General features: G+C 56.0%; 22 protein-coding genes. 15 read left to right on the plus strand and 7 right to left on the minus strand.

All coding sequences use genetic code 11. The features are described 5' to 3' along the window. Nucleotides 1-14 precede the first annotated feature (14 nt). The 4 genes from hisJ to hisP all read left to right on the plus strand — a co-directional run bounded on the left by hisJ (nucleotide 15) and on the right by hisP (nucleotide 3067). A complete protein-coding gene (gene hisJ, locus DOU50_RS23355) occupies nucleotides 15-797 on the plus strand; it encodes a histidine ABC transporter substrate-binding protein HisJ (protein WP_024908950.1) in 783 nt (260 codons plus the stop codon). Between the two features lie 88 nt (nucleotides 798-885). Beyond that, complete coding sequence (locus DOU50_RS23360) at nucleotides 886-1572, plus strand: histidine ABC transporter permease HisQ (protein ID WP_024908951.1); 687 nt, start codon at nucleotides 886-888, stop codon at nucleotides 1570-1572. Beyond that, on the plus strand, nucleotides 1569-2285 hold the full coding sequence (locus DOU50_RS23365) for an ABC transporter permease (RefSeq protein ID WP_008502590.1): 717 nt from the start codon (nucleotides 1569-1571) through the stop codon (nucleotides 2283-2285). The genes DOU50_RS23360 and DOU50_RS23365 overlap by 4 nt, the downstream gene beginning before the upstream one ends. An 8-nt stretch (nucleotides 2286-2293) precedes the next feature. Continuing rightward, nucleotides 2294-3067 (plus strand): histidine ABC transporter ATP-binding protein HisP, encoded by a 774-nt coding sequence (gene hisP, locus DOU50_RS23370; RefSeq protein WP_010433274.1) that lies wholly within the window; start codon nucleotides 2294-2296, stop codon nucleotides 3065-3067. Between the two features lie 97 nt (nucleotides 3068-3164). On the opposite strand, the gene DOU50_RS23375 is transcribed toward hisP, so the two are convergent. The 4 genes from DOU50_RS23375 to yfcG all read right to left on the minus strand — a co-directional run bounded on the left by DOU50_RS23375 (nucleotide 3165) and on the right by yfcG (nucleotide 5708). Then, nucleotides 3165-3683, minus strand: a complete 519-nt coding sequence (locus tag DOU50_RS23375; RefSeq protein WP_048992660.1) for a GNAT family N-acetyltransferase — start codon at nucleotides 3681-3683, stop codon at nucleotides 3165-3167. Between the two features lie 44 nt (nucleotides 3684-3727). Then, nucleotides 3728-4621, minus strand: a complete 894-nt coding sequence (locus DOU50_RS23380; RefSeq protein WP_045908733.1) for a TIGR01777 family oxidoreductase — start codon at nucleotides 4619-4621, stop codon at nucleotides 3728-3730. 13 nt (nucleotides 4622-4634) lie between these two features. Continuing rightward, nucleotides 4635-5003, minus strand: coding sequence for a dihydroneopterin triphosphate 2'-epimerase (folX, locus tag DOU50_RS23385; RefSeq protein WP_023312555.1), 369 nt, complete (start codon nucleotides 5001-5003; stop codon nucleotides 4635-4637). A gap of 75 nt (nucleotides 5004-5078) precedes the next feature. Then, complete coding sequence (gene yfcG / locus DOU50_RS23390) at nucleotides 5079-5708, minus strand: GSH-dependent disulfide bond oxidoreductase (RefSeq protein WP_032646621.1); 630 nt, start codon at nucleotides 5706-5708, stop codon at nucleotides 5079-5081. Nucleotides 5709-5848: 140 nt separating this feature from the next. Between yfcG and yfcF the strand changes: the two genes are divergently transcribed. Genes yfcF through yfcD form a run of 3 tightly spaced genes read left to right on the plus strand, consistent with a single transcriptional unit; the run spans nucleotide 5849 to nucleotide 7711 of the window. Beyond that, nucleotides 5849-6493 carry a glutathione transferase gene (gene yfcF / locus DOU50_RS23395; protein ID WP_032646620.1) on the plus strand — a complete coding sequence of 215 codons (645 nt, stop codon included), beginning with the start codon at nucleotides 5849-5851 and terminating at the stop codon, nucleotides 6491-6493. Between the two features lie 56 nt (nucleotides 6494-6549). After that, entirely contained in the window at nucleotides 6550-7101 is a 552-nt protein-coding gene (yfcE, locus tag DOU50_RS23400; protein ID WP_148770466.1) for a phosphodiesterase, read from the plus strand. 55 nt (nucleotides 7102-7156) lie between these two features. Next, nucleotides 7157-7711, plus strand: coding sequence for an NUDIX hydrolase YfcD (yfcD, locus tag DOU50_RS23405; protein ID WP_148770468.1), 555 nt, complete (start codon nucleotides 7157-7159; stop codon nucleotides 7709-7711). Between the two features lie 3 nt (nucleotides 7712-7714). Here yfcD and DOU50_RS23410 read toward each other — a convergent pair whose 3' ends face one another. Beyond that, complete coding sequence (locus DOU50_RS23410) at nucleotides 7715-8734, minus strand: LacI family DNA-binding transcriptional regulator (RefSeq protein WP_024908958.1); 1020 nt, start codon at nucleotides 8732-8734, stop codon at nucleotides 7715-7717. A 234-nt stretch (nucleotides 8735-8968) separates the two neighbouring features. On the opposite strand from DOU50_RS23410, the gene DOU50_RS23415 reads away from it, so the two are divergent. From DOU50_RS23415 to DOU50_RS23435, 5 genes are all read left to right on the plus strand, one after another. After that, nucleotides 8969-9412 (plus strand): PTS sugar transporter subunit IIA, encoded by a 444-nt coding sequence (locus DOU50_RS23415; RefSeq protein ID WP_024908959.1) that lies wholly within the window; start codon nucleotides 8969-8971, stop codon nucleotides 9410-9412. 80 nt (nucleotides 9413-9492) lie between these two features. Then, nucleotides 9493-9765, plus strand: a complete 273-nt coding sequence (locus DOU50_RS23420) for a PTS sugar transporter subunit IIB (RefSeq protein ID WP_148770470.1) — start codon at nucleotides 9493-9495, stop codon at nucleotides 9763-9765. A gap of 21 nt (nucleotides 9766-9786) precedes the next feature. Beyond that, the gene (locus DOU50_RS23425; protein WP_023312548.1) at nucleotides 9787-11178 is read left to right on the plus strand and encodes a PTS ascorbate transporter subunit IIC; all 1392 of its coding nucleotides are present in this window, start codon (nucleotides 9787-9789) and stop codon (nucleotides 11176-11178) included. Next, nucleotides 11175-12005: a transketolase gene (locus DOU50_RS23430; RefSeq protein WP_048992664.1), complete on the plus strand. Its 831-nt coding sequence runs from the start codon at nucleotides 11175-11177 to the stop codon at nucleotides 12003-12005. The genes DOU50_RS23425 and DOU50_RS23430 overlap by 4 nt, the downstream gene beginning before the upstream one ends. Beyond that, nucleotides 11998-12951 carry a transketolase family protein gene (locus DOU50_RS23435; protein WP_090419965.1) on the plus strand — a complete coding sequence of 318 codons (954 nt, stop codon included), beginning with the start codon at nucleotides 11998-12000 and terminating at the stop codon, nucleotides 12949-12951. Before DOU50_RS23430 ends, DOU50_RS23435 begins: the two co-directional genes overlap by 8 nt. A gap of 111 nt (nucleotides 12952-13062) precedes the next feature. Here DOU50_RS23435 and pta read toward each other — a convergent pair whose 3' ends face one another. Together pta and ackA are read right to left on the minus strand one after the other, a co-directional pair. After that, complete coding sequence (gene pta, locus DOU50_RS23440; RefSeq protein ID WP_032646614.1) at nucleotides 13063-15204, minus strand: phosphate acetyltransferase; 2142 nt, start codon at nucleotides 15202-15204, stop codon at nucleotides 13063-13065. A 76-nt stretch (nucleotides 15205-15280) separates the two neighbouring features. Further along, nucleotides 15281-16483 carry an acetate kinase gene (ackA, locus tag DOU50_RS23445; RefSeq protein WP_024908964.1) on the minus strand — a complete coding sequence of 401 codons (1203 nt, stop codon included), beginning with the start codon at nucleotides 16481-16483 and terminating at the stop codon, nucleotides 15281-15283. Nucleotides 16484-16820: 337 nt separating this feature from the next. Here ackA and yfbV point away from each other — a divergent pair, with 337 nt between their 5' ends. The 3 genes from yfbV (at nucleotide 16821) to DOU50_RS23460 (ending at nucleotide 18533) form a co-directional block, all read left to right on the plus strand. Continuing rightward, on the plus strand, nucleotides 16821-17276 hold the full coding sequence (gene yfbV / locus DOU50_RS23450; RefSeq protein WP_008502875.1) for a terminus macrodomain insulation protein YfbV: 456 nt from the start codon (nucleotides 16821-16823) through the stop codon (nucleotides 17274-17276). A gap of 91 nt (nucleotides 17277-17367) precedes the next feature. Further along, nucleotides 17368-17862: a YfbU family protein gene (locus tag DOU50_RS23455; protein ID WP_008502874.1), complete on the plus strand. Its 495-nt coding sequence runs from the start codon at nucleotides 17368-17370 to the stop codon at nucleotides 17860-17862. Between the two features lie 11 nt (nucleotides 17863-17873). Beyond that, a complete protein-coding gene (locus tag DOU50_RS23460; protein WP_148770472.1) occupies nucleotides 17874-18533 on the plus strand; it encodes a sugar phosphatase in 660 nt (219 codons plus the stop codon). Nucleotides 18534-18604 lie beyond the last annotated feature (71 nt).

Genomic DNA, 18604 nt, shown 5'->3' on the forward strand with positions numbered 1-18604 from the left:
TGTTGAGGACAAATATGAAAAAACTCGTGTTGTCACTATCTCTGGTGCTGGCCTTTTCCAGCGCTACCGCGGCATTCGCAGCCATTCCGCAGAAAATTCGGATCGGTACCGATCCCACCTATGCGCCGTTCGAATCGAAGAATTCAAAGGGTGAACTGGTTGGTTTTGACATCGATCTGGCCAATGAGCTGTGCAAACGCATCAAAGCACAGTGTACCTACGTTGAGAACCCGCTGGATGCGCTGATCCCGTCCCTGAAAGCGAAAAAAATCGACGTGATCATGTCCTCCCTCTCCATCACCGAAAAACGCCAGCAGGAGATTGCCTTCACAGACAAACTCTACGCGGCCGATTCTCGTCTGGTGGTGGCTAAATCGTCTGACGTTCAGCCAACGCTGGAGTCCCTGAAAGGTAAACGTGTCGGCGTGCTGCAGGGCACTACCCAGGAAACCTACGGTAACGAACACTGGGCGCCGAAGGGGATTGAAATCGTCTCCTATCAGGGCCAGGAAAATATCTACGCTGACCTGACGGCAGGCCGAATTGATGCGGCATTCCAGGATGAAGTCGCGGCAAGCGAAGGCTTCCTGAAAACGCCGGTCGGTAAAGATTACAAGTTTGGCGGCCCGTCCATTAAGGACGTGAAGCTGTTTGGTGTGGGCACCGGTATGGGCCTGCGCAAAGAAGACAATGAGCTGCGTGAGGCGCTGAACAAAGCGTTTGCTGAAATGCGCGCTGACGGCACCTACGACAAGCTGGCGAAAAAGTACTTTGATTTTAATGTTTACGGCGGCTAATCGCCCCGTCAAATAACGTGCGGCCCCTCCCTCCGTGGGAGGGGGAAAGACACGGTTCCACCACTCACGATACGACAGGGCTCGCGGTATGCTGTACGGATTTTCTGGCGTTATTTTACATGGCGCGCTTGTCACCCTTGAGCTGGCTATCAGCTCCGTGGTGCTGGCGGTGCTGATAGGTCTGGCAGGCGCAGGGGCGAAGCTTTCGGCTAACAAACCGCTGGCGCTAATTTTTGAAGGCTACACCACGCTTATTCGCGGCGTTCCCGATCTGGTGCTGATGCTGCTTATCTTTTACGGTCTGCAGATTGCGCTGAACAGCGTGACGGACGCGATGGGCATGGGACAAATTGATATCGACCCGATGGTGGCCGGTATTATTACCCTCGGTTTTATCTACGGTGCCTACTTCACCGAAACCTTCCGCGGTGCTTACATGGCCGTGCCGAAGGGCCACATTGAGGCGGCAACCGCATTTGGTTTTACCTCTTCACAAACGTTTCGTCGGATTATGTTCCCGGCCATGATGCGTTATGCGCTTCCGGGCATCGGCAACAACTGGCAGGTTATCCTCAAAGCGACAGCGCTGGTCTCGCTGCTCGGTCTGGAAGACGTCGTGAAAGCGACTCAGCTGGCGGGCAAGAGCACCTGGGAGCCGTTCTACTTTGCGGTGGTCTGCGGCGTGATTTATCTGGTCTTTACGACCGTCTCCAATGGTGTGCTGCTTCTGCTCGAGCGTCGCTACTCCGTGGGTGTGAAGAGGGCTGACCTGTGATTGAGATCATTCAGGAATACTGGAAATCGCTGCTGTGGACAGATGGCTACCGCTTTACCGGCGTGGCGATTACGCTCTGGCTGCTGATCTCCTCCGTGGTGATGGGCGGCATTCTGGCGGTGTTTCTTGCCATTGGCCGCGTGTCGAACAATAAATTTATCCAGTTCCCGATCTGGCTGTTTACCTACGTGTTTCGCGGTACGCCGCTGTACGTACAGCTGCTGGTGTTCTATTCGGGGATGTATACGCTTGAGATCGTAAAAGGCACTGAGATGCTGAATGCGTTCTTCCGCAGCGGTCTGAACTGTACGGTGCTGGCGTTGACGCTCAACACCTGCGCCTATACCACCGAGATTTTCGCGGGAGCCATTCGTTCGGTTCCGTACGGTGAAATTGAGGCGGCGCGCGCGTACGGCTTTTCCTCAGTGAAACTTTATCGCTGCATTATTCTGCCGTCGGCATTGCGTATCGCGTTACCGGCGTACAGTAACGAAGTGATTTTGATGCTGCACTCCACCGCGCTTGCCTTTACCGCGACGGTGCCGGATCTGCTCAAAATCGCGCGCGATATTAACTCCGCGACCTATCAGCCGTTTACCGCGTTTGGCATTGCGGCGGTGCTCTATTTAATTATCTCTTATGTTTTGATTAGCCTGTTCCGTAAGGCTGAAAAACGCTGGTTGCAGCATATAAAACCTTCTTCGACGCACTGAGAAAGATGATGGCTGAGAACAAATTAAACGTTATTGATTTGCACAAACGCTACGGCGAACATGAAGTGCTGAAAGGGGTGTCGCTGCAGGCTAACGCAGGCGATGTAATCAGTATCATCGGTTCATCCGGCTCGGGTAAAAGTACTTTCCTGCGCTGCATTAACTTCCTCGAAAAGCCGAGCGAAGGCTCGATCGTGGTGAGCGGGCAGAACATCAACCTGGTGCGTGACAAAGACGGCCAGCTGAAGGTGGCGGATAAACACCAGCTGCGCCTGCTGCGTACGCGCCTGACGATGGTGTTCCAGCACTTCAACCTCTGGAGCCACATGACGGTGCTGGAGAACGTGATGGAAGCGCCGGTTCAGGTACTGGGGCTGAGCAAGCAGGAAGCCCGCGAGCGTGCGGTGAAATATCTGGCGAAAGTGGGCATCGACGAGCGCCAGCAGATGAAATACCCGGTGCATCTCTCCGGCGGTCAGCAGCAGCGTGTCTCCATCGCGCGCGCGCTGGCGATGGAACCCGAGGTGCTGCTGTTCGACGAACCGACCTCCGCGCTCGACCCGGAACTCGTTGGCGAAGTGCTGCGCATCATGCAGAAGCTGGCTGAAGAGGGCAAAACGATGGTGGTGGTGACGCACGAGATGGGCTTCGCCCGTAACGTCTCGAACCACGTGATTTTCCTGCACCAGGGGAAAATTGAAGAGCAGGGGCATCCGGACGAGGTGCTGGCGAACCCGCAAAGCCCGCGTTTGCAGCAGTTCCTGAAGGGGTCGTTGAAGTAGGTTTGCTTCTCCCTCTCCCTGTGGGAGAGGGGCGAGGTGAGGGCATCAGGCCGCAGTACAGCCCAATCGCCCGGTGGCGCTTCGCTTACCGGGCCTACTAATTCTGTTGCTGGCCGGCATACTCCAGCCGATAGACCCAATCGTCATAGCGCACGCCGTCAATTTCATACGCCTTTTCCAGCACCTGCGTACGCACAAACCCGGCTTTCTCCAGCACGCGCACCGATCCGCCGTTGTCCGCCAGCACGTACGCGTTAATCGCCTTCACGCCGGTCTGGTTGAACGCATAATCACACACCGCGCGCAGCGCCTCGCTGGCGATACCTTTCCCTTGCGCGGCAGGTACAACCGTATAGCCGATATCGGCCTCCTCACGATTCTCAGGGCTGATTTGCAGGCCAATATCGCCAAGCGGCGTATCATCATCCCGGGCGCGAATGACAAACACATGAGCAGCAGCGAGTCGCGCGGCAAACACGCGTCGGGTCTCTTTTTCTGGCGCGATGGCGGCCATGTAGCGCATGATGCGGCGATCTTCACGCAGCGAGCGGAAGAAGGCCCAGTCAGTGGGTTCGAAAGGGGTGAGGTAAAGCCGGGGAGTGGTGATCGTTGCCATTGTGACGCCATATTTTCGGAACATGGCCTGTCACTGTAACATATTCACCGCACCACATCCCCCAGCGCCTCTTCTAATTCATACCAGCGGAACGCAAAGCCGGCCGCTTCCAGTCGTTTTGGCAGCGCTCTCTGTCCGCCTAATACCAGAACAGACGCTTCACCCATCAGCAGACGAATGACCGTGGCAGGCACGCGCAAAATTGCCGGACGGTGCAGGGCATGCCCCAGCGCGTGAGCAAACTGTTCATTACGCACCGGATATGGCGCAACCATATTGAACGGCCCGCGCAGATCGTTATCCAGCAGCCAGAGAATACCGTTGACCATATCGTCGATGTGGATCCAGGCCATATACTGACGGCCATTACCAATGGGGCCCCCGAGTCCGAGCCTGAAAGGGGGAAGCATCTTCGCCAGGATGCCGCCTTTCGGTGCCAGAACGACACCGGTCCGCAGCAGGCAGACGCGGGTTCGATCGCTTTGCGCCGCACTGGCGATACGCTCCCACTGGGCGCAGAGTTTGTGGGTAAACTCGTTATGGGGCGGCTCTTCCTCGGTCACCACCACCTCGCCAAGATCGCCGTAGTAGCCCACGGCGGAACCCGAAATCAGCACGGAAGGCGGCGTGTGGCTGTTGCGGATCAGCTCGACCAGCTTTTCGGTGATGTTCCACCGGCTGCTGCATAACAGCTGTTTTTGCTCTTCCGTCCAGCGCTTATCGGCGATGGGTTCACCCGCGAGGTTAATGACGGCGTCGAAGCCGTCCAGATTTTGCTGATCGGCCAGATTTTTCCAGATATCGACACCCGCCCCCAGCACCTGACGCGCTTTCTCCGGGCTGCGCGTGACCACGGTGATGTCGTGATGCAAGGCCTGCAGACGCGCAATGAGGTGACGACCAATCAGGCCTGTACCGCCGGTCAGCAAAATCTTCATACAACCTCCAGGTTTACGCCTGGCGCCGCCAGCTTAACGTCATGGAGACGGAATCGGCGTAGCGCAGGGCGTGAAGTTTATCGATCTCAACTTCAGCATAAGTGACCCAGTGATGTTCGCGTGCGATATCGAGCACATCCTGAGTTAATTTTTCCAGCAGGGAGAAGCGGTTATTCTCCACGTACTGAATGATGTTTTTGGTTATTGTGCGGTAGTTAAGCGCGTCGTTGATGTCTTCGCTGGCCCGCGCTTTATCTGCGGGGTAGTGAATCACCACGTTAATGACAATATCCTGACGGTTGGCGATCTCTTCCTCTTTGATACCGATGAAGGTACGCAAGCGTAAATTTTTTATACGAATAATGGCGTCTGGCTGTGACATTGCAGGTCTTCTCCGTGTCAGTATTTCCTGCTCATAATACATGAGAGGCTCGCAGGCACCCAGCCTCATAGAGGGTTAAATCTGCTGGATTTTTTGCATCGCCCGCTCGGTCGCCGGGCGGGTCCGGATGCGCTCAAACCAGTTGTTCACCGCCGGGTAAGAGGCCAGGTCAATTCGGTGTTTTTCATGCGTATTCACCCATGGCCAGCAGGCGATATCGGCAATGCTGTAATGATCCCCCCCGAGCCACGGCGTTTTCTTCAGCCGACGGTTCAGAACGTCATAGAGCCGCTGCGTCTCGACCTGATAGCGTTCTATCGCATAGGGAATGGGCTGCGGGGCGTAAGCAGTAAAGTGATGGTTTTGACCCAGCATGGGCCCCAGCCCGCTCGCCTGCCAGAAGAGCCACTGCAGGGTATGGTGACGCTCTCGCAGCTCGCCGCTCAGCAACTTGCCGGTTTTCTCTGCCAGATAGAGCAAAATTTCACCGGATTCAAACAGGCTCAACGGTCTGCCCCCGTCCGCCGGCTGGTTATCAATAATGGCCGGGATTTTATTATTCGGCGAGATAGCCAGAAAGAGAGGGCTGAACTGTTCGCCCTTGCTGATATCCACGCGAATGATCCTGTAATCCAGCTCGGCTTCTTCAAGAAAGAGGGTGATCTTATGGCCGTTTGGGGTAGGGGCGTAATAAAGGTCGATCATTCTCAACTCCTGTCCATGCGAAGAGTGGTGCCATGACAAATGAGTATAGGTGGTTGTTGTAAATCGTGAGTTTTCATCAAGTGACAGCGAGGCAAAGAGATTATATGTTGAGTAAAAACCGATCAGCCTATGAGGATGTTATGAACCAGCCCGTCATCACGTTGTGGTCCGATGCGAATTTCTTTTCTCCCTATGTTATGAGCGTATACGTTGCGCTGGCCGAAAAAGGGCTCACGTTTACGCTGAAGACCGTTGATCTCGACGGCGGTGAACATCTTAAACCGCAGTGGCAGGGTTACGACCTGACCCGACGCGTGCCGGTGCTGGAGATTGACGGTTTTGCCCTGAGCGAATCCTCGGCGATTGATGAATATCTGGAAGATCGGTTCGCGCCGCCGGAGTGGGAGCGCATCTATCCTCACGACCTGCAAAAACGCGCCCGGGCGCGGCAGATCCAGGCGTGGTTGCGAAGCGATCTGGTACCGATTCGCGTCGAACGCTCCACGGACGTCGTGTTTGCCGGGGTGAAAAAACCAGCTCTCAGCGCAGAAGGTGCAGAAAGCGCGCAAAAACTCATTGAAACCGCCACCTCGCTCCTCGCACACGGCAACCCGAACCTGTTCGGCGAGTGGTGCATTGCTGATGCCGATCTGGCGTTGATGCTAAACCGCCTGATCCTCAACGGCGATGAGGTGCCGCAGCTGCTGGTGGATTATGCCGCGTTTCAGTGGCAGCGTGCCTCCGTGCAGCGCTATGTGGCACTCTCGGCTAAGCGTGCGGGCTGATAAGCCCTGACGCTTCAGGTATGATGGGGGCAGTCTGTTTTCCCGAGGAGTGACTGATGAAACTGATGTTTGCGTCGGATATCCATGGATCGCTGCCCGCTACCGAGCGTGTCCTCTCCCTGTTTGCACAAAGCGGCGCGCAGTGGCTGATTATTCTGGGCGACGTGCTCAATCACGGCCCGCGCAACGCGCTGCCGGAAGGCTACGCCCCTGCGCAGGTCGCGGAAAAGCTCAACCCGTATGCCTCGCGCATCATCGCCGTTCGCGGCAACTGCGACAGCGAAGTGGACCAGATGCTGCTGCATTTTCCCCTTACTGCGCCGTGGCAGCAGGTGCTGCTGGAACAAAGCCGACTGTTTCTGACCCATGGGCATCTTTTTAGCCCGGATAATCTTCCGGCGCTCGCGGCTGGCGATGTCCTGGTTTACGGTCATACTCATATTCCGGTTGCTGAAAAGCGCGGTGAGATTTATCACTTTAATCCGGGCTCGGTCAGCATCCCAAAAGGCGGATATCCTGCGAGCTACGGCATGCTGGAAGGAAATACCCTGAGCGTTATCGCACTTAATGATCAGCAAGTTATTGCGCAGGTAGCGATTAATCCGTAAGTTACACCTCAACTGCAAACGCGCCGAAAGAGCGCTTAGAAGAGAAGGTTTCCCGATGGTGGAGCAGAGTCATTTGGCAAGTACAGAGTGGGTTGACATTGTCAACGAAGAGAATGAAGTGATCGCGCAGGCCAGCCGCGAGCAAATGCGTGCGGAGCGCCTGCGTCACCGTGCGACATATATCGTTGTGCATGACGGTATGGGTAAAATTCTGGTTCAGCGCCGCACGGACACGAAAGATTTTCTCCCGGGTATGCTGGATGCTACTGCAGGTGGCGTCGTCCAGGCGGATGAAGTGCTGCTGGATTCCGCGCGTCGTGAAGCGGAAGAAGAGTTAGGCATTGCCGGTGTGCCGTTTGCCGAGCACGGGCAGTTCTATTTCGAGGATGAACACTGTCGCGTCTGGGGCGGGCTGTTTAGTTGCGTCTCTCACGGCCCGTTCGCCCTGCAGGAAGACGAAGTCAGCGAAGTGAACTGGATGACGCCGGAGGAGATCACCGCGCGCTGCGACGAGTTCACGCCGGATTCGTTAAAAGCGCTGGCGCTCTGGATGAGCCGCAACGCCAATAACGAATCGACCAAATCAGAGAAAGAGGAAGAGGCTGAGTAAGCTTCAGCAACTCTCTCTCAGACACAGACTGGACGCGATGGGCTTTTGATCGCGCCAGTCTCCGCCATTCAGGCGCTCCAGTAACGCTTTCCCGGCTTCAATTCCAATCTTACGATGCGGCACCGCCATGGTCGTCAGCGGCGGCTGACAGACGCGGCTCACGTCGCTATCGCCAAAACCTACCACCGCCAGATCGTCCGGCACTTTGATTCGCCTGCGCTGGCACTCGTACAGCGCGCCACAGGCCAGCTCGTCAGAGACGCACACCAGCGCATCCAGCTCCGGCCAGGCCAGCAGGAACTCGGGCAGTTGCGCCGCGCCGGTCGAGAAGCTCGGCGGCATCGCCGCGTTAATGACCCGGTTCGGCGACATATGGTGGCGAAGCATGGCTTTGTACCAGCCCTGCAGATGCTGCTGGAAAATCCACTGCTCCTGATTGGCACACAGTAGGCCAATATTTTGATAGCCGCGCTTAATGACCATCTCCGTGAGCTCATACATGGCCGCCACGTTATCAATCCCGATATTCATATCAATCGGATCGGCGCGCATGGCGCCCATCTCCATCACCGGAATTGAGGCGTTTTTCAGCCAGTGGCGAACAGTGTCGGTATGTTCAACGCTGAGCAGGATAGCGGCGGCAATGTTCGACGCCAGCAGCGTCTCCAGCAGTTTCTCCTCCTGCTCAAGACGATGCTGGGACTCAGCCAGCATGATCTGATACCCGGCAGGTTGCAGCACCTGCTGTAGCCCGGCGAACATCTCCGAGCAGCCTGCTTCGGAGAGGTTGGGCACCACCATGGCTATCGTCCAGGACGACGCCGAGGCCAGGGCACTGGCGGCAAGATTAGGCATATAACCCAGCTCCTGCACGGCAGCTTCAATTTTTTCTCGTAGTTTATCGGAAACCTGCTCGGGCGTGCGAAGCGCACGGGACACGGTCATCGTGCCCACACCGGCAAGCTGTGCGACATCGGCGAGTGTCACTTTACCAGTACTGCGCCGTTTTCGGGTTAGAGACATACACCTTCCTGCTGACCAGACGCGTTCTTCTTTTCCTTCGTTTCACGTGACAGGCAGTATACGCCTTAAATCCCTTTTTTTGCTGTGATTTAGCAACGTGATTGCAATTTGATAGCGCTATCACATTTCTGCACGATAACGATTGGTAGCGCTATCTTTGTGATCGCGATCGCAGTCAATCACTGATGCGTTGAATAAAGTTTGCTCATCTAAAGCGTGTCGCGGGAGTGAAAAGTGCTCAAAAAATGGATATATGATACAACCATCACGCTGCAGGAGAGCGTGGAAGGCTGGCCGCAGGCGCTGGAGCTGTGCGCGAAGCCGCTGCTGGATTTGCAGGTGATTGAGCCTGAATACGTCACGGCCATCATCCAGCAGCACCACACGTTAGGACCCTATTATGTGCTGGCACCAGGGCTGGCGATGCCGCATGCGCGGCCGGAGGAAGGCGCCAAAGGACTGGGGTTGTCGTTATTAAAACTAAAACAGGGCGTCTCGTTTGGTGCCGGTGAGTTTGACCCTGTCGACGTCATTATTATGCTCGCGGCACCCGACAAAAATAGCCATATCGAGATGATCTCGTCGCTGGCAGAGTTATTTTCCAGCGATACCGATATGGACGAACTGCATCAGGTGAATACCCTGGAGGAAATTAAAACGATTATTAACCGCTTCTGATTTAATTCTTTAATCCGGTTTTTCACAACATTACGCGTCAGCGTGATGGGGCGTACTCTACTCAAAATAAGGGGACAACAATGAAAATCATGGCTATTTGTGGTTCTGGCCTGGGCAGTAGTTTTATGGTCGAAATGAATATTAAAAAGGTGCTCAAAAAGCTGGAGATTGAAGCTGAGGTTGAACACTCCGATCTCTCCTCGGCCACGCCGGGCGCGGCCGATCTGTTCGTGATGGCAAAAGACATTGCCGCCAGCGCCAGCTTGCCGGAAAGCCAGCTGGTGGTGATCAACAACATCATCGACATTAACGAACTTGAAGCGCAGCTGCGCGGCTGGTTCGAAAGACAATAACCCTGATAAGGCGAGGTGGATATGTTTATCCTTGAAACGCTGAATTTCGTTGTTGATATTTTAAAAGTCCCTTCGGTGCTGGTCGGTTTAATCGCGTTAATCGGTCTGGTTGCGCAGAAAAAAGCGTTTTCCGACGTGGTGAAAGGAACAATTAAAACTATCCTGGGCTTTATTGTGCTGGGCGGCGGTGCCACGGTGCTGGTGGGGTCATTAAATCCATTAGGCGGGATGTTTGAACACGCCTTTACTATCCAGGGCATTATTCCAAACAATGAAGCGATAGTGTCCATTGCGCTGGAAAAATACGGTGCAGCGACCGCGTTGATTATGGCTTTCGGCATGGTGGCGAATATTATCGTCGCTCGCTTTACCCGCCTGAAGTATATCTTCCTGACCGGACACCACACGTTTTATATGGCGTGCATGATTGGCGTGATCCTGACGGTCGCAGGCTTTGAGGGCGTGGGGCTGGTCTTTACCGGCTCGCTGATCCTCGGCCTGATCATGGCCTTCTTCCCGGCGATTGCCCAGCGCTACATGAAGCGCATTACCGGCAATGATGAGATTGCCTTCGGTCACTTCGGCACGCTGGGCTACGTGCTGTCCGGCTGGATTGGCAGCAAGGTCGGCAAAGGCTCCCGCTCAACGGAAGAGATGAACCTGCCGAAGAACCTGAGTTTCCTGCGCGACAGCTCGATCTCCATCTCCCTGACCATGATGATTATCTACCTGATCATGGCGGTGAGCGCCGGGCGCGAGTACGTGGAGGCCACCTTCAGCGGCGGTCAGAACTACCTGGTCTACGCCATCATCATGGCGATTACCTTTGCGGCAGGCGTGTTCATCATCCTGCAGGGCGTACGCCTGATTCTGGCGGAAATCGTTCCTGCCTTTACCGGCTTCTCGGAAAAGCTGGTACCCAATGCGCGTCCTGCGCTGGACTGCCCGGTGGTCTATCCGTATGCGCCAAATGCGGTGCTGATTGGCTTCCTGTTCAGCTTCCTTGGTGGGATTGTGGGGTTGTTCATCTGCGGTCAGTTTAGCTGGGTGCTGATCCTCCCGGGCGTCGTGCCGCACTTCTTCACCGGCGCAACGGCGGGCGTGTTTGGTAACGCCACCGGCGGACGGCGCGGGGCGATGATTGGCGCTTTTGCCAACGGCCTGCTGATTACCTTCCTGCCGGTCCTGCTGCTGCCGGTACTGGGCGCCATTGGCTTTGCCAACACCACCTTCTCTGACGCCGACTTCGGCGCGGTCGGGATTGTCCTCGGCAACCTGGCGCGCTTCCTGTCGCCGCTTGCCATCACCGGGCTGGTCGTGGCGCTGTTCGCGCTGCTGGTGGCGTACAACGTCTTCGCGAAAAACAAACCTGCGGGCGGTAACGCGCAGGAAAACACCGGAGCCAAATCATGAATGAGAAAGAGATAACCGAACTCGCGCGTCAGATTCGTCTTGAGACGCTGAAATCCCTGACGCAACTGGGCTTTGGCCACTACGGGGGCAGCATGTCGGTGGTAGAAACCCTGGCCGTGCTGTACGGTGCGGTGATGAAAATCGACCCGGCGGATCCGGACTGGCCGGAGCGAGACTACTTTGTCCTGTCGAAAGGCCATGCGGGCCCGGCGCTCTACAGCACCCTGGCGATCAAGGGCTACTTCCCGACAGAAGAGCTGAGCACGCTGAACCAGAACGGCACGCGCCTGCCGAGCCACCCGGACCGCCTGAAAACGCGCGGCGTGGATGCCACCACCGGTTCGCTGGGGCAGGGGATCTCCATCGCGGGCGGCATGGCGCTGTCGCACAGGCTGGCCGGGCGACCGAATCGGGTCTTCTGCATCGTCGGCGACGGCGAGCTGAACGAAGGGCAGTGCTGGGAGGCGTTCCAGTTTATCGCCCACCATCGCCTGAACAACCTGACGGTATTTGTCGACTGGAACAAACAGCAGCTCGACGGCGAGCTGGACGAGATCATCAGCGCGTTTGACCTGGAGGGCAAATTCCGCGCCTTTGGCTTTGATGTGGTGACGGTGAAGGGGGACGACATTCCTGTGCTGCTGGAGGTGACGTCGCGGGTTCCGGCTGCTGATGCGCGTCCGTTAGTCGTCATCCTCGACAGTATCAAAGGGCAGGGTGTGCCGTATCTGGAGCAGCTCGGCAACTCGCACCACCTGCGATTGACCGCGGAGAGCAAAGCGGCCCTCAACGAGACGATTCGCCAACTGGAGGCTTCACATGATTAAGGTTGCACCGGCAGGACAGAAAGACGCCGTTGAGATGCGTAAAGTTTACGCTGGCTTCGTGGCAAAGCAGATTGAGGCCGGAAGTGACATCATTGCGCTCGAAGCAGACCTGATGAGCTCGATGGCGATGGACGGCGTGGCGCGCGATTATCCGCAGCACGTGATTAACTGCGGCATTATGGAGGCCAACGTCATTGGCACCGCGGCGGGGCTGTCGCTGACCGGACGCAAGCCGTTCGTGCACACCTTCACCGCGTTTGCCAGCCGTCGCTGCTTTGACCAGCTGTTTATGTCCCTGGACTATCAGCGCAACAATGTGAAGGTGATTGCCTCGGACGCGGGCGTGACGGCCTGCCACAACGGCGGAACGCATATGTCGTTTGAGGATATGGGCATCGTACGCGGTCTGGCGCATTCGGTGGTGCTGGAGGTGACCGACGCGGTGATGTTCGAGGACGTGCTGCGCCAGCTTATCGACCTCGAAGGCTTCTACTGGGTGCGGACCATCCGTAAGCAGGCGCCGAGCGTGTATGCCCCGGGTTCCACCTTCACCATCGGCAAAGGCAACGTGCTGCGTGAAGGAACCGATATTACGCTGATTGCCAACGGCATCATGGTGGCGGAAGCGCTGGAAGCGGCGCGCCAGCTGGAGCAAGAGGGCGTCAGCGCGGCGGTCATCGACATGTTTACCCTGAAGCCCATCGACCGGATGCTGGTGAAAAACTACGCCGAGAAAACCGGACGCATCGTCACCTGTGAAAACCACAGCATTCACAACGGCCTGGGGTCGGCGGTGGCGGAAGTGCTGGTGGAAACCTGCCCGGTACCGATGCGGCGGGTGGGCGTCAAGGAGCGCTACGGTCAGGTAGGGACGCAGGATTTCCTGCAGAAGGAGTATGGCCTGACGGCACATGACATTGTGTCGGCGGCGCGCGAGCTGCTGTAAATAAAAAAGCGACCGGTTAAGTGGTCGCCTTTCTTGCCGGATGGCGCTTCGCTTATCCGGCCTACAAAACCGTAGGCCCGGTAAGCGCTAGCGCCACCGGGCTTTTTAACATTACTGCTGCTGCGAAGACTGGATCGCCGTCAGCGCGATGGTGTAAACGATATCGTCTACCAGTGCGCCACGAGACAGGTCGTTCACAGGTTTGCGCATCCCTTGCAGCATCGGCCCGATGGAGATCAGGTCTGCAGAACGCTGTACCGCTTTGTAGGTGGTGTTACCGGTGTTCAGATCCGGGAAGATGAACACGGTAGCGCGACCTGCAACCGGCGAGTTCGGCGCTTTGGATTTCGCAACGTCAGCCATAACCGCGGCGTCGTACTGCAGCGGGCCGTCGATCATCAGATCAGGACGTTTTTCCTGAGCAATACGGGTCGCTTCACGCACTTTCTCTACGTCGCTACCTGCACCCGAGGTGCCGGTGGAGTAGGAGAGCATCGCTACGCGCGGTTCGATACCGAAGGCAATCGCAGAGTCCGCGGACTGGATAGCGATTTCTGCCAGCTGCTCTGCGGTTGGATCCGGGTTGATCGCGCAGTCACCGTAAACGTAAACCTGTTCAGGCAGCAGCATGAAGAACACGGAAGAAACCAGAGAACTGCCCGGTGCGGTTTTGATCAGCTGCAGCGGTGGACGGATGGTGTTCGCCGTGGTGTGAACCGCACCGGAAACCAGACCGTCAACTTCGTCCTGCTCCAGCATCAGCGTGCCCAGCACCACGTTGTCTTCCAGCTGTTCGCGCGCAACGGCTTCGGTCATGCCCTTGCTCTTACGCAGCTCAACCAGACGGGCAACGTAGCTTTCACGAACCACTTCCGGGTCAACGATTTCGATGCCAGCGCCCAGCTCAACGCCCTGAGACGCCGCAACACGGGTGATCTCATCCGGGTTACCCAGCAGCACACAGGTCGCGATGCCGCGCTCTGCACAGATAGCCGCCGCTTTAACGGTACGTGGTTCGTCGCCTTCTGGCAGAACAACGCGTTTGCCTGCTTTACGCGCCAGCTCGGTCAGCTGGTAACGGAATGCTGGAGGAGACAGACGGCGGCTGCGCTCGGAGGTCGCAGTCAGGGATTCGACCCAATCTGCGTTGATGTAGCCTGCAACGTATTCCTGAACTTTCTCAATACGCTCGTGGTCATCAACCGGCACTTCGAGGTTGAAGCTCTGCAGGCTCAGGGAGGTCTGCCAGGTGTTGGTGTTCACCATGAAGACCGGCAGGCCGGTGGCGAACGCGCGTTCGCACAGCTTGCTGACGCGTGGGTCCATCTCGTAGGCACCGGTCAGCAGGATCGCACCGATTTCCACGCCGTTCATCGCGGCCAGGCAGGCTGCAACCAGCACGTCAGGGCGGTCTGCGGAAGTCACCAGCAGGGAACCTGCGCGGAAGTGTTCCAGCATGTGCGGAATGCTGCGCGCACAGAAGGTCACGGACTTCACGCGGCGGGTGTTGATGTCGCCTTCGTTAACCACGGTGGCGTTCAGGTGACGCGCCATATCGATTGCACGGGTGGCAATCAGATCGAAGCTCCATGGCACCGCGCCCAGTACTGGCAGCGGGCTGGATTCCTGCAGCTTAGCCGGGTCAACTTTGATGACTTTCGCTTTGGACGAGTCGTCGAAGATCTCGGACAGGTCAGGGCGAGTACGACCCTGCTCATCCACCGGTGCGTTCAGTTTGTTCACGATCACGCCGGTGATGTTGGTGTTTTTCGCGCCGCCGAAGCTGCTGCGCGTCAGTTCGATACGCTCGTTCAGCTGCTCTGGGGTATCAGTGCCCTGAGACATCACGAAAACGATCTCTGCGTTCAGGGTTTTCGCGATTTCAAAGTTCAGAGACTGGGCGAACTGGTGTTTGCGCGTCGGGACCAGGCCTTCAACCAGCACCACTTCCGCGTCTTGCGCGTTAGCATGGTAGTTGGCGATGATCTCTTCCATCAGCACATCTTTCTGGTTGCTGGACAGCAGAGACTCAACGTGGCTCATCTTCAGCGGTTCAGCCGCTGGCAGATTGGAATTCTTGCGAACGATGGTGGTGGTCTGGTCTGGCGCATCGCCACCGGCACGTGGCTGGGCGATTGGCTTAAAGACGCTCAGACGAACGCCTTTGCGTTCCATAGCACGGATAACGCCAAGGCTGACGCTGGTCAGGCCGACGCTGGTTCCGGTAGGGATCAGCATAATAGTACGGGACACGGTTTATCCTCTTTCGTTACCGCCCAAATGTAGCGGGTTACAAAACAGCACCGCCAGCATTGCTGGCGGTGTGGAATCAGGCAGTCAGGCGGTGCGCGTCTTGCGCAATGACCAGCTCTTCGTTAGTTGGGATAACGATAGCCGGGCGGGTGCCTTCTTTGTTGATGAAGCCAGACTTGCCGAAGCGGGCAGCCAGGTTACGCTCGTGATCAACTTCGAAGCCCAGAACGCCAAGTTTACCCAGGGACAGTTCACGAACCATCGCTGCGTTCTCACCGATACCACCGGTGAAGATAACCGCGTCCAGACGGCCTTCCATCAGCGCAGTATAAGAACCGATGTACTTCGCCAGACGGTGGCAGTAAACGTCCATTGCACGTTTAGCGTCTTCTTTGTCTGCGTAGTTGTCTTCAACATAACGGCAGTCGCTGGTGACTTCGGTCAGACCCAGCAGGCCAGACTCTTTGGTCAGCATTTTGTTGATCTGGTCAATGCTCATGCCCAGGGTGTCGTGCAGGTGGAAGATGATCGCCGGGTCGATGTCACCGGAACGCGTACCCATCACCAGACCTTCCAGCGGGGTCAGACCCATGGAGGTATCAACACATTTACCGTTACGGATAGCAGAAACAGAACCGCCGTTGCCCAGGTGGCAAGTGATGATGTTCACTTCTTCAACCGGCTTGTTCAGCACTTTTGCCGCTTCCTGAGTTACATAGAAGTGGCTGGTGCCGTGTGCGCCATAACGACGTACGCCGTGTTCTTTGTACAGGCTGTACGGCAGGGCATAGAGGTAAGATTCTTCCGGCATGGTCTGATGGAACGCGGTGTCGAACACGGCCACGTTTTTGTCTTTCAGATTCGGGAAGGATTTCAGCGCTTCAGCGATACCGATCAGGTGAGCCGGGTTGTGCAGCGGTGCGAAGGATGCAGAGTCTTTGATACCCTGAATCACAGACTCGTCGATAACGACAGAGCTGGTGTATTTTTCGCCGCCGTGGACGATACGGTGACCAATCGCAGTCAGCTGAGCAGACAGTTCTGGTTTTTGTGCCAGAATAGTGTTAACGATAAAGTTCAGCGCTTCACTGTGAGCGGCGCCTGCACCTAAAGCCGCTTCTTGTTTGCTGCCGTCCATCTTCCACTTGATACGTGCTTCAGGCAGATGGAAACATTCGGCCAAACCAGAGAGGTATTCGTCACCGTTGAGCGCATCGATGATGGCGAATTTCAGTGAGGAGCTACCGCAGTTCAGAACCAGTACTAACTTACTCGACATGGAAGTACCTATTATTGATACGTGGCTAAAAAAACGTCAGTGAGTCTAACAGCGTAACGCATGATGACTCAGACATTTATGATTAACATCATGCCAAACGAACATTGTGGCATGATGGAAGAAATAACTATGATTTTATGCCATTTTGCACAATTTTCAGCCAATGGCATAATATGCAATAATTTGACGAGTTAATGATTCTCGTCTATGGCCCTATCAGGCTGGCACAGGATACCCGATACGGGGTAGAGATGACAAAATATTTTGAACGTTGTCATAGCTTGTTGTGGTTTTGCACGAAAATTTTAATTTTTATATGTGAAGTTGAGGTACAGCCATGTCGACACCAGAGAACCCGTCCGTAAATTTCTTTAGTCTGTTTCGTCGGGGACAGCATTACGCAAAGACGTGGCCGATGGAAAAGCGCCTTGCGCCTATGTTTATTGAGAATCGCACCATCCGCGCCACGCGCTATGCGATTCGCTTTATGCCGCCTGTCGCTATCTTTACGCTGTGCTGGCAGATTGCGTTGGGTGGGCAGCTTGGACCTGCGGTCGCCACGGCGCTCTTCGCATTAAGCCTGCCGATGCAGGGACTGTGGTGGTTAGGTAAACGGTCCATCACCCCGCTTCCCCCTTCTATTTTACACTGGTTTTATGAAGTGCGCGGAAAACTGGAGGAGGCCGGGCAGGCGCTCGCCCCGGTGGAAGGCAAGCCGGATTACCAGGCGCTGGCGGACACGTTAAAGCGTGCTTTTAAGCAACTCGATAAAACATTCCTCGATGACTTGTGATTGATCATCGAAACGACGACGAAAAGAGGGCACAGTAACAATCAGTTACCGTGTCTTTTTTTTAAGTGCAATGCGCTACAGGAGTCGAAAGATGGAAATGACCCATGCTCAACGTCTGATTTTGTCCAATCAGTACAAAATGATGACTATGCTTGATCCCGATAACGCTGCGCGCTACAGCCGCCTGCAGACCATCGTCGAACGCGGTTTTGGTTTGCAAATGCGCGAACTGGACCGCGAGTTTGGCGAGCTGAAAGAAGAAACCTGCCGCATCGTGATCGACATTATGGAGATGTATCACGCCCTGCACGTCTCCTGGACGAATCTCAAAGATCAGCAGTCCATTGACGAGCGCCGCGTGACCTTCTTAGGCTTTGATGCCGCAACGGAAGCGCGTTATCTGAGCTATGTTCGCTTTATGGTGAATACGGAAGGGCGCTATACCCACTTTGACGCGGGCACCCACGGCTTCAACGCGCAGACTCCGATGTGGGATAAATATCAGCGTATGCTGAGCGCGTGGCATGCCTGCCCGCGTCAGTACCATTTAAGCAGCAACGAAATTCAACAAATCATTAATGCCTGACGGAGGTGCGTGTGCAGTGTAGAGGTTTTCTGTTTGATCTGGACGGTACGCTGGTGGATTCGCTGCCGGTTGTGGAGCGTTCCTGGTGCCATTGGGCTGACAGACATGGCATCGACCATCAGGAGGTGCTGAATTTTATCCATGGCAAACAGGCCATTACCTCGTTACGGCACTTCCTGGCCGGACGTTCTGAGGAAGAAATTCAGGCGGAGTTCAAATACCTGGAACACATTGAAGCCACGGATACGGACGGCATTACTGCGTTACCGGGCGCGCGCGAGCTGCTTGAGCATCTGAACGAGGCGCAGATCCCGTGGGCTATCGTCACCTCAGGCTCCATTCCGGTTGCCCACGCCCGTCATAAGGCAGCAGGTTTACCGAAACCGGAAGTGTTTATCACCGCGGAGCGCGTTAAGCGCGGCAAACCTGAACCCGATGCATTTTTACTGGGGGCTGAACTGCTGGGCCTCGACCCCGCAGAGTGTGTGGTGGTGGAAGACGCTGCCGCTGGCGTACTGGCCGGGCTGAACGCAGGAAGTCACGTCATCGCTGTTAACGTTCCGGCCGGATCCCCCCGGCTGGACGAGGCAGATTTGGTGCTGGATTCACTGACGGCCCTGTCTGTTTCAAAAGCCTCTGACGGAGTTGTAACCGTCTCGCTAAAAGTGTAATCCCATGATATGGCCCCACATTGCTGGGGCTTTTTTATGGCAAAATTCCTCATCTTCCACTGACAAGGATA

Origin of the sequence: Enterobacter sp. C6 (genome assembly GCF_008122455.1) — a bacterium.
Lineage (GTDB): Bacteria > Pseudomonadota > Gammaproteobacteria > Enterobacterales > Enterobacteriaceae > Enterobacter > Enterobacter pseudoroggenkampii.